The following is a 13,424-nucleotide window of genomic DNA, read 5'->3' as shown; positions in this document are numbered from 1 at the left end:
GCCCCCTCTGACACCGATTCCATGATCAAGAAATTCATCGACAAGCTCCTGGGCAACCACAAGCCGAAGTTCGGCAAGCGCCAGGAGGTCGGCCCGGAGGTGCATGGCATCGACCCGGCCCTGGTGGACGAGCGCGCGCTGTCCGTCGTGCACACCTTGAAGGACGCCGGCTACGAGGCCTACATCGTGGGCGGCGCCGTGCGGGACCTGCTGCTGGGCTTGCGCCCGAAAGATTTCGACGTGGCCACCAACGCCACGCCCGAGCAGGTGAAGGGCCTGTTCCGCCGCGCCTTCATCATCGGCCGGCGCTTCCGCATCGTTCACGTGGTGTACGGGCGGGGCCGCGAGCATGAGGTGATCGAGGTCTCCACCTTCCGTGCCTACCTCGACGCCGCCGCGGCCGAGGCGGTGCGCGGCAACGAGCGCACCAGCAAGGGTGAACTGGCGGGCATGAAGCACGCCGTGGATGCCTCGGGCCGCGTGCTGCGCGACAACGTGTGGGGCCCGCAGGAGGAAGACGCCGCGCGGCGCGACTTCACCATCAACGCCATGTACTACGACCCGGAGCGCCGGGTGGTGGTGGACTATCACGGCGGCATCGCGGATGCGAAGAAGCGGCTGCTGCGCATGATCGGCGACCCGGCCACGCGCTACCGCGAAGACCCGGTGCGCATCATCCGCGCGGTGCGCTTCGCGGCCAAGCTCGCGGCCCTGGGCTTCAAGCTGGAGGCCAAGACGCTGGCGCCGGTGAAGCCCAGCCTGGCGCTGCTGGCCGAGGTGCCGCAGAGTCGCCTGTTCGACGAGATGCTCAAGCTGCTGCAGACCGGCCACGCGGTGGCCACGGTGGAACAGCTCAAGGCACTGGGCCTGGCCAAGGGCATCTACCCGCTGCTGGATTTGATCGTGGAACGCGCGGAACAGCCCTTCGTGCGGGCCGCTTTGCAAGACACCGACCGCCGCGTGGGCGAGGGCAAGCCGGTGGCGCCCAGCTTCTTGCTGGCCTGCGTGTTGTGGGCCGACGTGCGCGACGGCTGGAACCAGCGCCTCGCGCAGCGGCAGCACCCCTTCCCCGCGCTGCAGGACGCCATCGACCAGGTGTTCGATTCACGCATCGGCGATGTGTCGGGCCGCGGCAAGCTGGGCGCCGACATGCGCGAGATCTGGATGATGCAGCCGCGCTTCGAGAAGCGCACCGGCAGCACGCCCTTCAGCCTGGTGGAGCAGCCGCGCTTTCGCGCCGCGTTCGACTTCATGCGCCTGCGGGCCGACGCGGGCGAGGTGGACGTGGTGCTCGCCGACTGGTGGCAGGAGTTCAGCCAGGCCAGCGACGCCGTGCGCGAGGACCTGGTGGCGCAGCTGCGCGAGGAGCTGCACAAGCCGCGGCGCGTGCGCACGGTGCGGCGCGAGGGGCCGGCGGATGGCGCCCCTTCTGCAGGTGGTTCCGAGCCTGGGCGTCCCCTGCCTGAGCGTCGCCCTGGCCCGGCCTCGCCCGTAGTCGACCGTGCGGGCACGCGAGCCGATGCGGACGCGGGTGACGATGCTGCGGGTGCGGAGCCGGCCGGAGAGGCCGATGCACCGCGCAAGCGCCGCCGGCGGCGTCGCCGCTCCGGCGGGGGGGGTGGCGGCGGCGGCGCGGCCGGTGAGTCAGCCGGCGGCGATGCGTGAACCCGTCATCGCCTGCATCGCCCTGGGTGCGAACCTGGGTGACGCGAAGCAGGCGGTGACCGACGCGATGGCGGCCATCCACCGCCTGCCCGCCACCCGCGTGCAGGCCCGATCCCGCCTGTGGCGCAGCGCCCCGGTGGAGGCACAGGGGCCGGACTTCATCAACGCCGTCGTCCGCGTGGAGACGCGCCTCGACGCCATGGCCCTGCTGGCGGCCCTGCAAGGCATCGAACAGGCGGCCGGCCGCGAGCGGCCCTACGTGAACGCGCCCCGCACGCTGGATCTGGATCTGCTGCTGTATGGCGATGGGTGCATCGCGAGCCCCAAGCTGACCGTGCCGCATCCGCGGATGATGGGGCGGGCGTTCGTGCTGCGGCCGCTGGCGGAGGTGGCGCCGGGAAGGGTGGGGACGGCGCAGTTGGAGGCGGTGGCGGGGCAGGTGATCGAGGCGATGTAGGGCACAGCTGCAGCAGCCGGATGGGCGAGTTCGGAACCCTGCTTCTGGATAGAAGTCATTCACTCCGTGTAGATCTTTCAGGCTAGCTTCGGCACAATCCCGCGCGAAGTAGGCCGGCGGTGGAGCGACAGCGAAACCCCAGCGTCGCTCTTTTGGCGACCACCACGCCCAGCATACAAATCGACGGCGTGGACACCCGCCACTACAGCGCCAATGAGCTGCGCGCCACCTTCGGCGTGGTGCCGCAGGAGACGAATCTCTTCAGCGGCACGATCCTGGCGAACCTGCAGGCGGGCAACCCGAACGCGCGGTTCGAGCAGGTGGTGGAGGCCTGCCGCATGGCGGGTATCCATGAGGTGGGGGAGGCGCTGCCGCAGGGGTATCAGACGGAGGTCGGTGAGCGCGGTGTCGGGCTCTCAGGCGGGCAGAAGCAGCGGCTGGCGATCGCGCGGGCGCTGTTGAAGAAGCCCAAGGTGCTGATCTTTGATGAGGCGACGAGTGCGCTGGATGCGGAGACGGCGGAGGGGTTTGCGGTGACGGTGAATCAGTTGAAGGGGAAGGTGACGATGTTGTTCATCACCCATGCAGCGCCGAAGGCGCTGGGGTTTGACCGAGTGGTGCGGTTAGGGGCGGCGCTTGTCATGCCGGCAAAGGAAGGTTCGCCTGCCGGAACCGTTCGACTCGGGCACCACCGTGAGCAGCCCCAAGACAAGCCTCAGGCGGGAGGCGTCGATGCGTGACTACTGGCTGACCCAGGACCTGCTACAGGCGGCGGGAATGGGCTATCTGCTGATTGTGCTGGGTGCGCTCGCCGCCGTCTTGTGGTTTGCACGCGGAAAGGCCATGAAGGCGCTGGGCGCGGCTGTCGTGCTTGGCCTTGGATCCATTCTGCCTTGGAAGTCCTATCAGGAGGGCGTGAAGGTTCAACAACAAGTCAGCGAGTTTCAACGACGGCAGGCCGCAGCAAGGGCCGTGTTTGATGAGAGGTGCAAGACGGCCGGGGAGAAGATCTACAAGACTGTCGAAGACGTCGAGGGAGTCTATCTTCCGCGTGTCCGCGAGCGCACTGGTCGGGCAGACGATCCCATGACACCTGAGGCGGCGGCATGGAATGAGCATTCAGGAAACGGGTACATCATTGGATTGTTGCTATTCGCAGAACCTGCAAACAACAACCCTTATAGGAAGTCGATCGTTGAGTCGCGCACCCGCTTCCCTGGATTCAAGTTCGTAGAGGTGTCGGATAAAGCCACAGGTGTTCGGCATAGGTACACCTGGACACCGGAGCAGCGTCTTCAAAAGATCGTCTCGCCAGCCGAGCGTCCACCGAGATATGCCATCGAGCATGAAGACATCGTCAATGCAGAAGACAGGCAGTCTTGGGTCGCTGGTGCCAAGCTGAAGATCGTCGATACGATCGACCAGTCTCTTCTGGCTGAACTCACCTACTTCAAGTTCGAGTCCGGACTAGGGAGTCGCTCGGGCCACCGTGACCCATGGGCGTTTGCGTTGGCATGTCCGAACGTACCGGTTATCAGACCCATGCATCGATACTTTGCAGATGCAGTTCTTCGAACCAATCAGAAAGTTCAGCCATGACTACTAACGCGGCGCAATTGCTAGCGTTCGCCAATCTGCAGATGGGAGCTGAGGCTCTGTTCAGCTTTGGCGCGACTGAACCGGACTTCGGGAAAAAATTGGGGTCGGATTACAGTTTTGCGGCGCGACGTAGGGCTTGAGCGGGTCAGCGCAGGGCAGTGCGGAAACCTTGTGCTCTTGCAGGCCAAATGTTGGTGCCCGTTAAAGCCTTGGCGTGTTGACGGGGGGCATCGCTGGGGTTTCGCTGTCGCTCCACCACCAGCCTACGAGGGGAGGTCTTGCCTCGTGCTTCGTGAGGAGGATGAGTCTGGCCGCCATAACCTCCCACGTCATCGACGCGCTCCCGCTGCCAGCGCACCATGCAGGCATCGCAACCCCAAGGAGCTTCACATGACCGACACCGGACTCATTGCCGTCGCCTGCGGCCTCATCATCGGGCTGGGAGCCATTGGCGCCTGCCTGGGCATCGGCACCATGGGCGGGCGCTTCATCGATGGCGCGGTGCGGCAGCCGGAGATGATGGAACCGCTGCAGACCAAGATGTTCCTCCTGGCCGGGCTCATCGATGCCAACTTCCTGATTGGGGTGGGTGTGGCGATGATGTTCGTGTTCGCCAACCCGTTCGCGCGCTGAGTGCTCCTGGGCCCCCGCCTGCGCGGGGGCGACGGGGAGATGCTCGCCGTCAGAACCAGCCGACCAGCCCGGACTGCTCGGCGTTCTGGGGATTGGATCCGGCGGCGCGCACGCGGGCCAGCGCTTCATCGGTGGGCAGGCCCAGTGACTTGAGCACGCAGGCCGCCGCGCTGCCGGTTCGGCCGATGCCGGCGGCGCAATGCAGCAGCACGGCGTCACCCGCGTGCAGGGCCGCGGTGACCTCGGCCATGTCCCGGCGAAAGGCGGCGCTGTCTTCCGGCAGGCCGAAGTTGCGCATGGGTGTGTGCAGCCAGCGGAAGCCCAGGCCCGGCCCCGCTACCGCGCGGTGGTAGGCCGGCGAGAGTTGCGCCAATTCATCGCGTGGCGTCAGGCACACCACCAGGCCGAGTCGCGCATGCTCTGCATCCGCCATGAAGGCGGACCAGGGCTCGAAGCGGCCCGGCATCGGGCCCAGCCACAGTTGGCCGGGCACTTCATCGGGCAGCCGCACGGATCGAAAAGGCATGGGTGGATTGTGCCGTCGCGCCCGGTGCATCGGTGGCAAACTGGGGCAGCAGGATCCGCGCCGTAGCCCGGACACGGCGCGTCAGCGCACGCTGCTGCGCTGCTGCGTCACCTCCAGCTCCGACACGGCCGACGCGCGATGGCCCCAGGCACTGCGGATGTAGGTCAGCAGCGCGGCCACTTCCGCATCTTTCAGCTCCATCGCGAAGGGCGGCATGCCGTGCGGACGGGGATGGCCGGCGGTAGCGGGCGCGAAGGCGCCGTGCAGCACCACCTGCACCAGGTTTGTGGTCACGGGCAGGGTGACGGCGCGGTTGCCGGCCAGCGCGGGCCAGACGCCGGCCACGCCTTCGCCCTTTGCGCCGTGGCAGTCGGCGCAGTGGCGTTCGTACAGGCGCGCACCCAGATCGCGCTGCGTGGAGGGTGCTGCGGGTGTGGAAGCATCCGTGGCGTTGGCGGTGGCTGGCGTCGCAGGCAGGGCCTGCAGGAACACCGCCATCGCCCGCAGGTCCGCCGGGCTCAGGTGCTGCGTGCTGTGCAGCACCACCTCCGCCATCGGCCCCAGGGTCGATGCACGTGGCGAGTGGCCGGTCGCCAGCAGTTGCACCACGTCTTGCAGCGGCCAGCCCGCCACGCCGGCCTCGGCCGGGTCGGCCAGTGAAGGGGCGTACCAGTTCTGCATCGGGATCAGGCCGCCGGAGAGATCCAGCACGTCGCGCTGCGCACCCAACGCGTTGCGCGTGCCATGGCAGGCACTGCAGTGGGCCAGGCCGCGCACGAGGTAGGCGCCGCGGTTCCACTCCGCCGTCTGCGCGGGCTCGTCGTGATGCGCCATCGGGCGGAAGTACAGCGCGCGCCACGCCGCCAGCGCGGTCTGGGTGCTGTAGGGCCATCGCAGTTCGTGCGGCCGGTTCGCCTGCTTCACGGGCGGCAGGCTGCGCAGGTAGGCGAACAGTGCGTCGGCATCGGCCGGCGTCACCAGCGTGGTGTGCGTGTAGGGGAACGCGGGGTAGAGCAGCCGGCCATCGCGTGAGCGGCCCTCGTGCAGCGCGCGGCGGAACTGCGCGGCCGACCAGCGGCCGATGCCCGTGGCCGCATCGGGCGTGAGGTTGCCGGCGTAGACGATGCCGAACGGCGTCTCGATGCCGCGGCCGCCCGCGTAGGGCGCGCCGCCGCGCGCGGTGTGGCAGGTCATGCAGTTGCCGGCGCGGGCGAGGTAGGCGCCGCGCGTCACTTGCTCCGCTGCCGGCGGGCCGGAGGCAGGCGCATCGCCGGCCAGCGGGTCCGGGCGCAGGCCGGGCACCTCCAGCGTGATGACGATGGCGGCCAGCACCACCCCGACAAGGGCGCTCCCCAGTGCGAACCAGCGGCGCGCCGTCATGGCCGCGCCTCGCCGGCCGGCATCACGGCGCTGCCGCAACGGGGCACGCTGCGGGTACCCTGCGCCCGCTCGGCAACGGCCTTCGCATTCGCTGGCACCGGCTGCGCCGCGAGGTAGGCGGTCACCGCGGACAGGTCTTCCGCCGACAAGGCACGCGCGATGTCGGCCATGCAATCCGGCGCATGGGATTGGCGCTGGCCGTTGCGCCAGGCGCCCAGTTGCGCGTTGAGGTAGTCGCGCGGCAGGCCCAGCAGGCCGGGCACCAGCGGCTCGACGCCGGTGAGCGCCGCGCCATGGCAGCTGGCGCAGGCCGGCAGCCGCTTGGCCGGGTCACCGTTGACCGTGAGCTGGCGCCCCCGCTCCAGTGTGGCGGCGGGTGCCGTGGCCGGTTGCGGCGGCGGGTAGGGCGCCTCCTGCGCGGCGAAGTGCCGGGCGATGTCGGCCAGGTACGCATCGGACAACGGGTCCAGCAGGCCGGCCATCAGCCCGTAGTGCCGGCGACCCTCGCGAAAGTGCAGGAGCTGGTTGTACAGGTAGCCCGCCGGCTTGCCGGCGATGCGCGGGTAGTAGCCGTCCGGGCCGGCGCGCCCTTGCGGCCCGTGGCACAGCGTGCACGCCTGGGTGCGGGCGGCCATGCTGTCAGGGGAGATGGGTGGGGCGGCCCAGGCCGCGGCGCCGGCCAGGGCGGCCAGCAGGGCGAACACGCGAAGCATGCACCGCACTATGCCACCGGCGCGGCCCCCAGCCTTGCGCTCAGATGACCACGTCCGACAGCGGATGCGCCACGCAGGGCAGCACCCAGCGGCCGTCACGCTCTTCGGGCAGCAGGCCGGGCCACGGCACGGCGTAGCGCACCGTGCCCGACTGCAGCGGGCGCAGGCAGGTGCGGCAGGTACCGTTGCGGCACGAACTCGGCAGCGCGATGCCGGCCTGCTCCGCCGATTGCAGCAGGGTCTGGGCCGCCGGTGCGTCGAAAGTCTCGCCCGTGGCCGCCATGTGTACCTGAAAGTTCGGCTCGGAGGGCATGGCCCATGATAATCAGCGCCTTTCCCCACCCGGAGCCCCGATGGCCACCAGCCTGCTCGCCCTGCTCGACGACATCGCCACCCTGCTCGACGACGTGTCGGTCATGACCAAGGTCGCCGCCAAGAAGACGGCCGGCGTGCTGGGGGATGACCTCGCGCTCAACGCCCAGCAGGTCACGGGCGTGCACTCGGACCGTGAATTGCCGGTGGTCTGGGCGGTGGCCAAGGGCTCGATGATCAACAAGGCCATCCTCGTGCCGGCGGCATTGGCCATCAGTGCCTTTGCCTCGTGGCTGGTCACGCCGCTGCTCATGCTGGGTGGCGCCTTCCTGTGCTTCGAGGGCTTCGAGAAGGTGGCACACAAGCTGCTGCACAAGCCCGAGGAAGACGAGGCGCATGCGCGCGAGCTGGCAGCCGCGCTCGACAAGCCGCCGCAGGACCTGATGGCGCTGGAGAAGGACAAGATCAAGGGCGCGGTGCGTACCGACTTCATCCTCTCGGCCGAGATCATCGTCATCTCGCTGGGGGCCGTGGCCACGGCGAGTTTCGCCACGCGGGTGGGTGTGCTGGTGGGTATCTCGATCCTGATGACGGTAGGCGTGTATGGCCTGGTGGCCGGCATCGTGAAGCTGGACGATCTGGGCCTGCACCTCAGCCAGCGCGCCAGCGCGGGTGCGCAGGCGCTGGGCCGCGGCATCCTGAAGGCGGCGCCGTGGCTGATGAAGTTCCTCTCGGTCGCCGGCACCGCGGCCATGTTCCTCGTCGGCGGCAGCATCCTCGCGCACGGCATCCCGCCGCTGCATCATGCGGTGGAGGGGTTTGCGCAGGGCCTGGGTGCGATGGGCAGCGTGGTCACCATGCTGGCCGATGCCATTGTCGGCATCGTGGCCGGTGGCCTGGTGCTGGCCGTGGTGACGGCGGTGCAGAAGGCGCGGGGGAAGTAGCGCGCGTCACTCCGGCAGCAGCGCCCGCAACCCACCCTCCGGCTCGAAGCGCCCATTGCGCCAGAAGAGCCGCGTAGGCCCGTGCCACGCGCGCTCGGCCACGCTGTGCGCCGGATCGCCGGGGTAGCACACGCCCCGCTCGGGCGAGTCGGGTAACTGCTCGGGCTGGATCAGCGGCGGTGGGCGCTCGCGCGCGGCGGCCAGGGCCGAGGCGGTGTCCTTGTGACGAGCCAGCTCCGTCAGGCCCATGATCTGCGGCGGCGCCAGCGTCATGCCGCCTTCCCAATAGCGTCGCAGGGCCTCCCGCGGGGACAGCCACACGCTGTCCACCGCCTCATGCTCGTCGTGGCTCGCCTCCTGGCCGGGGGGCGGCGCGCCGATGAAGAAGCGGGTGTCGAAGCGCTTGCGCACCACGCCGCCCACCAGCGGCGTGATCCAGCGTGACCACGGCTGCAGCGCGCTCGCGGCCAGGCGCAGGCCGCTGCCTTCGAAGAGTTCACCGAAGCGCGGGCCCTGGCGCAGCGCGGCCCAGGCCGAGCGCACCGCGTCAGGCGGCAGGCCGGCGAACAGCACGCCCGTTTCCTCGAACACCTCGCGCACGGCCGCCACATACAAGGCGGCGGCCTCGGCCTCCTGCAGCGTCGGCTCGCCCAGGCGGTGATGCAGCAGCGCCGGCTCCACATCCAGCCGGTCGATCCACTCGGCATCTTCCGTGTCCACCTTGCCGCCGGGGAACACGAACGCGCCGCCCAGCACGTCGGCGTTGCCATGCCGCTCCATCATCAGGACCTGCAGGCCCTGCGGGTCATCGCGGATCAGCGCCACCGAGGCCGAGGGGGCCGGCGGGCGATCCGAGCGGGCAGTGAGCCATTCCATGGCGCAAGGCTATCAGAGCGCAGGGCCTGGCGGGATCACCTGCGCGACGCGGCTGGACGATGCGGCTGCGCGGGCGACCCCGTCGCGCTATCCTGCTGCCCATGCCGAATGACACCCGCTTCGACGCCGCCATCGCCTTCGCCCAGGCGCATGAGGTGCCCTGGCCGCGCGACCCCGCCGCGGACCCGGCGCGCTGGGGCGTGCATCACGACGACCCGCCGCCGTGGAACCGCCTGCGCGGGCCGGTGCATCCGCGCGGCGGTGTGTCGGGCGTGATCCGGCAGGCGGGTCGCGAGGTGGCAGCCTGGGGCGAGCCGGATCGCGCGGATCAGACCTTCAGCGTCGCCAAGACGGCACTCGCGCTGCTCGCCGGGCTCGCGCACGGCCGCGGCCTGCTGCCCGACCCCGATGCGCCCGTGGTCGAACGCCTGCCCGGCATCGGCTTCGACAACGCGCACAACCGCCCGATCACCTGGATGCACCTGCTCACGCAGACCAGCGAGTGGCAGGGCGAATGCCTGGGCATGCCGGATCAGGTGGAGCACTACCGCCCGGTCGCGCATGACCCCAAGCCGCCGCAGGGCCGCAAGGGCGATGCGCGGCCGCTGCAGGCGCCGGGCACGTACTGGGAATACAACGACGTGCGCATCAACCAGCTCTCGCTGGCGCTGCTGCACCTGTGGGGCGAACCGCTGGCAGAAGTGTTCCGGCGCGAGATCCTGGCACCGCTTGGGGGTGGCGAGGGCTTCGCCTGGGAGCCGTATGACGACGGCTGGGTCGAGGTGCGTGGCCGTCGCCTGCCCACCGTGCCGGGCGGCACGCATTGGGGCGGCGGCATGCGCGTCAGCGCGCGGGATCTGGCGCGGCTGGGTCAGCTGGTGCTCGACGAGGGTCGGCATGCCGGTCAGGCCCTGCTGCCAGCGGGCTGGCTGCAGCGCATGCGCACGCCGGTGGCCGTGGCCCCGTTCTACGGGGGCCTGCTGTGGCTGAACACCGCAGGCGGCCTGTTCGCCGATGCCTCGACGGAAAGCGTGTTCATGATCGGCGCCGGCGGCCACTACGTCTGGGTGGATCCGGCGCATGCGGCCGTGGTGGTCGCGCGCTGGCTGGACCCGGCGCGCTCACCCGGCTTCGTGAGCCGTGTGTCGCGGGCGCTGGCGGCGTAGAACTTTCGACGAGGCGGGGCAGGGCCGCATTCGCCGTTGGCGAAGCCCCGCATGCCCACCGGTCATGGCGAGCCGATGCCGGCTTGCCTAGACTGTCGTCACCATGGAAAACCTGCAACTGTCTCCCGGCGCGCTGGCCGGCCTGCGCGTCATCGAGATGGGCCAGCTCATCGCGGGCCCCTTCGTCGGCAAGACGCTCGGCGACTTCGGCGCCGACGTGATCAAGATCGAGCCGCCCGGCGCCGGCGATCCGCTGCGCAACTGGCGGCTCATCCAGGACGGCACCTCGGTCTGGTGGCAGGTGCAGTCGCGCAACAAACGCTCCCTCGCGCTGGATCTGCGCAGCCCCGAGGGCCAGGACATCGCCCGCCGCCTGATCACCCAGGCCGACGTGCTGGTGGAGAACTTCCGCCCCGGCACGCTGGAGGGCTGGGGCCTGTCGTACGAGTCGCTCGCCAAGGACAACCCGGGCCTGGTGATGCTGCGCATCTCCGGCTACGGCCAGACCGGCCCGTACCGCGACCTGCCGGGCTTCGGCGCCATCGGTGAGGCCATGGGCGGCCTGCGGCACATCACGGGGGAGCCCGGCCGCGTGCCGGTGCGCTGCGGCATCTCCATCGGTGACACGCTCGCGGCGCTGCACGGCACCATCGGCGTGCTCACGGCGCTCTACCACCGCAAGGTCAACGGCGGGCAGGGCCAGGTGATCGACGTGGCGCTGAGCGAGGCCGTGCTGAACGTGACGGAGAGCCTGGTGCCCGAGTACAGCGCCTTCGGTGTCGTGCGCGAGCCCGCGGGTTCCGCGCTGCCGGGCATCGCGCCTTCCAACGCCTACCGCTGCACCGACGGCGTGGTGCTGATCGCGGGCAACGGCGACAGCATCTTCCGGCGCCTGATGCAGGCCATCGGCCGTGACGACCTGGCACGCGATCCCGCGCTGGCCGACAACACCGGCCGAGTGGCGCGCGTGGAAGAGATCGACCAGGCCATCGAGGCCTGGACGCAGACCCGCGATGTGGTCGAGGTGCTGCGCGTGCTGGGCGAGGCCAAGGTGCCGGCCGGCCGTGTGTACACCGCGCGCGACATCGTGGAGGACCCGCATTTCCGCGCTCGCGACATGATCCTCAAGCAGCGCACGCGAGATGGCCATGAGGTGGAAGTGCCCGGCGTGGTGCCCAAGCTGATGGGCACGCCGGGCAGCGTGCGCATCAGCGCGCCGAAGCTCGGCGACGACACCGACGCCGTGCTGGCCGAACTGAAGCTGTCGGCCGAAGAGATCGCGGCGCTGCGCGCGCGCAAGGTGGTGGCATGACCGCCCGCCCCTGGCACGGCGAGGGTCGCCGTGTGTACCTGCAGGAAGTGGGCACGCGAGACGGCCTGCAGGGCGAGGCGCAGTTCGTGCCGACGCCCGACAAGATCGCCCTCGTCGACGCGCTGACGGACGCCGGGTTGGCGAAGATCGAGGTCACCTCGTTCGTGTCGCCCAAGGCCATCCCGCAGATGCGCGATGCCGAGCAGGTGCTGCGCGAGATCCGCCGCGCGCCGGGGGTTGTCTACAGCGCGCTGGTGCCCAACGTGCGCGGCGCCGAGCGCGCCATCGACGCGCGGGCAGATGAACTCAACCTGGTGATGTCCGCCAGCGAAAGCCACAACCTCGCCAACCTGCGCATGACGCGCGAGCAGTCGTTCACGGCGCTGGCCGAGGTGGCCGCGCTGGCCCGGGGCGCCGGCGTGCCGGTCAACGTGTCACTGTCCTGCAGCTTCGGCTGCCCGATGGAAGGCGAGGTGCCGGCCGACGAGGTGATGGCCTGGTGCGAGCGGCTGCTGGAGACGATGGGCGCGCACGGCATCACGCTCTGCGACACCACGGGCATGGCCTGGCCAGGCCAGGTGCATGCGCTCACCACAGCCTTCCGCGAGCGCTGGCCGCAGACCGAGTTGACGCTGCACTTCCACAACACGCGCGGCATGGGGCTGGCCAACGTGCTGGCCGCGCTGGATGCCGGCGCGGACCGCTTCGATGCCTCCTTCGGCGGCATCGGCGGCTGCCCCTACGCACCGGGTGCCTCCGGCAACGTGAGCACCGAAGAGGTGGCCCATGCGCTGGAGCTGATGGGCTACGACACCGGCGTGGATGTGCCGCGGCTGCTGGCCGCGGTGGCGAAGCTGCCGGGGCTGATCGGCCACGACGTGCCGGGCCAGATCCTGAGGGCCGGGCGACGGCTGGACCTGCATCCGCTGCCCGCGGATTTCGAGGCGATCCGCGCGCGCGCCGAAGCGCGCACCTGAGTCGCGCGGCGCCGCTACTCGTCGTCGCCGCCGCCGAGCAACCCGCCCAGCAGGCCGCCCGCGGCCACGCCGGTGAGCACCGAGCCCTCTTCGCGCGAGCCGCCGCGCTGCGGCGCGGCCGCGAACACGCGCGAGGCCAGGCGCGAGAACGGCAGGCTCTGCAGCCAGACCGTGCCTGGGCCGGTCATCTTCGCGAAGAACAGGCCCTCGCCGCCGAACAGGGCGGTCTTGATCTTGCCCACGTACTGGATCTCGAAGTTCACCGTGGGCGTGTAGGCGACCACGCAGCCGGTGTCGATCATCAGCACCTGGCCGGCAGCCAGCTCGCGCTTGACGACCGTGCCGCCCGCATGCACGAAGGCCAGGCCATCGCCTTCGAGCTTCTGCATGATGAAGCCTTCGCCGCCGAAGAAGCCCACGCCCAGCTTCTGCTGCAGGGCGATGCCGAGCGAGACGCCACGCGCGGCGCACAGGAAGGCGTCCTTCTGGCAGATCAGCGTGCCGCCCAGCTGCCGCAAGTCCATGGGGAGGATCTTGCCGGGGTAGGGCGCGGCGAAAGCGACGCGCTGCTTGGCCTGCGCCTGGTTGGTGTAGATGGTGGTGAACAGCGACTCGCCCGTCACCAGGCGCTTGCCGGCGCCCAGCAGCTTGCCGAAGAAGCCGCCCTGCTGCGCGCTGCCGTCACCAAACACGGTGTCCATGGTGATGCCGCCGTCCATGAACATCAGGCTGCCCGCTTCGCCGATGGCGGCCTCGCCGGGGTCGAGCTCCACCTCCACGAACTGCATCTCCGCGCCGCGGATGTCATAGTCGATCACGTCCATTGCCATGGGGCCTCCTTCGGGAAACGGCTGCAAAGGGGCG

General features: G+C 70.0%; 15 protein-coding genes. 9 read left to right on the top strand and 6 right to left on the bottom strand.

The features are described 5' to 3' along the window. Window positions 1–21: 21 nt before the first annotated feature. The 5 genes from pcnB to atpE all read left to right on the top strand — a co-directional run bounded on the left by pcnB (window position 22) and on the right by atpE (window position 4,354). The gene (pcnB, locus tag ACE3T5_RS01535; RefSeq protein ID WP_374663705.1) at window positions 22–1,665 is read left to right on the top strand and encodes a polynucleotide adenylyltransferase PcnB; all 1,644 of its coding nucleotides are present in this window, start codon (window positions 22–24) and stop codon (window positions 1,663–1,665) included. Next, window positions 1,658–2,122 carry a 2-amino-4-hydroxy-6-hydroxymethyldihydropteridine diphosphokinase gene (gene folK, locus ACE3T5_RS01530; protein WP_374663703.1) on the top strand — a complete coding sequence of 155 codons (465 nt, stop codon included), beginning with the start codon at window positions 1,658–1,660 and terminating at the stop codon, window positions 2,120–2,122. The genes pcnB and folK overlap by 8 nt, the downstream gene beginning before the upstream one ends. 188 nt (window positions 2,123–2,310) lie before the next feature. Next, complete coding sequence (locus tag ACE3T5_RS01525; protein WP_374663701.1) at window positions 2,311–2,862, top strand: ATP-binding cassette domain-containing protein; 552 nt, start codon at window positions 2,311–2,313, stop codon at window positions 2,860–2,862. After that, a complete protein-coding gene (locus ACE3T5_RS01520; protein WP_374663699.1) occupies window positions 2,855–3,721 on the top strand; it encodes a hypothetical protein in 867 nt (288 codons plus the stop codon). The genes ACE3T5_RS01525 and ACE3T5_RS01520 overlap by 8 nt, the downstream gene beginning before the upstream one ends. A gap of 390 nt (window positions 3,722–4,111) precedes the next feature. Further along, a complete protein-coding gene (atpE, locus tag ACE3T5_RS01515; RefSeq protein ID WP_374663697.1) occupies window positions 4,112–4,354 on the top strand; it encodes a F0F1 ATP synthase subunit C in 243 nt (80 codons plus the stop codon). A 49-nt stretch (window positions 4,355–4,403) separates the two neighbouring features. Here atpE and ACE3T5_RS01510 read toward each other — a convergent pair whose 3' ends face one another. From ACE3T5_RS01510 to ACE3T5_RS01495, 4 genes are all read right to left on the bottom strand, one after another. Next, window positions 4,404–4,880 carry a tyrosine-protein phosphatase gene (locus ACE3T5_RS01510; protein WP_374663695.1) on the bottom strand — a complete coding sequence of 159 codons (477 nt, stop codon included), beginning with the start codon at window positions 4,878–4,880 and terminating at the stop codon, window positions 4,404–4,406. 81 nt (window positions 4,881–4,961) lie between these two features. Then, a complete protein-coding gene (locus ACE3T5_RS01505; protein WP_374663693.1) occupies window positions 4,962–6,260 on the bottom strand; it encodes a c-type cytochrome in 1,299 nt (432 codons plus the stop codon). After that, complete coding sequence (locus tag ACE3T5_RS01500) at window positions 6,257–6,973, bottom strand: cytochrome c (protein ID WP_374663691.1); 717 nt, start codon at window positions 6,971–6,973, stop codon at window positions 6,257–6,259. Before ACE3T5_RS01500 ends, ACE3T5_RS01505 begins: the two co-directional genes overlap by 4 nt. A gap of 40 nt (window positions 6,974–7,013) precedes the next feature. Continuing rightward, window positions 7,014–7,286: a 2Fe-2S iron-sulfur cluster-binding protein gene (locus tag ACE3T5_RS01495; protein WP_374663689.1), complete on the bottom strand. Its 273-nt coding sequence runs from the start codon at window positions 7,284–7,286 to the stop codon at window positions 7,014–7,016. 40 nt (window positions 7,287–7,326) lie between these two features. Between ACE3T5_RS01495 and ACE3T5_RS01490 the strand changes: the two genes are divergently transcribed. Then, complete coding sequence (locus tag ACE3T5_RS01490) at window positions 7,327–8,229, top strand: DUF808 domain-containing protein (protein ID WP_374663687.1); 903 nt, start codon at window positions 7,327–7,329, stop codon at window positions 8,227–8,229. Window positions 8,230–8,235: 6 nt separating this feature from the next. Here the strand turns inward: ACE3T5_RS01490 and ACE3T5_RS01485 are convergent, their stop codons facing one another. Next, complete coding sequence (locus ACE3T5_RS01485; RefSeq protein WP_374663685.1) at window positions 8,236–9,105, bottom strand: NUDIX hydrolase; 870 nt, start codon at window positions 9,103–9,105, stop codon at window positions 8,236–8,238. A 101-nt stretch (window positions 9,106–9,206) separates the two neighbouring features. Here ACE3T5_RS01485 and ACE3T5_RS01480 point away from each other — a divergent pair, with 101 nt between their 5' ends. From ACE3T5_RS01480 to ACE3T5_RS01470, 3 genes are all read left to right on the top strand, one after another. Further along, window positions 9,207–10,271, top strand: coding sequence for a serine hydrolase domain-containing protein (locus tag ACE3T5_RS01480; RefSeq protein WP_374663683.1), 1,065 nt, complete (start codon window positions 9,207–9,209; stop codon window positions 10,269–10,271). A 103-nt stretch (window positions 10,272–10,374) separates the two neighbouring features. Continuing rightward, complete coding sequence (locus ACE3T5_RS01475; protein WP_374663681.1) at window positions 10,375–11,583, top strand: CaiB/BaiF CoA transferase family protein; 1,209 nt, start codon at window positions 10,375–10,377, stop codon at window positions 11,581–11,583. Then, complete coding sequence (locus ACE3T5_RS01470) at window positions 11,580–12,560, top strand: hydroxymethylglutaryl-CoA lyase (protein ID WP_374663679.1); 981 nt, start codon at window positions 11,580–11,582, stop codon at window positions 12,558–12,560. Before ACE3T5_RS01475 ends, ACE3T5_RS01470 begins: the two co-directional genes overlap by 4 nt. A 14-nt stretch (window positions 12,561–12,574) precedes the next feature. On the opposite strand, the gene ACE3T5_RS01465 is transcribed toward ACE3T5_RS01470, so the two are convergent. Beyond that, window positions 12,575–13,390 (bottom strand): TIGR00266 family protein, encoded by an 816-nt coding sequence (locus ACE3T5_RS01465; protein WP_374663677.1) that lies wholly within the window; start codon window positions 13,388–13,390, stop codon window positions 12,575–12,577. Window positions 13,391–13,424: the final 34 nt, after the last annotated feature.

The sequence above is a fragment of the Ramlibacter sp. genome, from assembly GCF_041916345.1.
In the GTDB taxonomy this organism is placed as follows: domain Bacteria; phylum Pseudomonadota; class Gammaproteobacteria; order Burkholderiales; family Burkholderiaceae_C; genus Ramlibacter.
The sequence above is the reverse complement of the archived record's forward strand: the minus strand, read 5'-3'. Positions and strand labels throughout refer to the sequence as shown.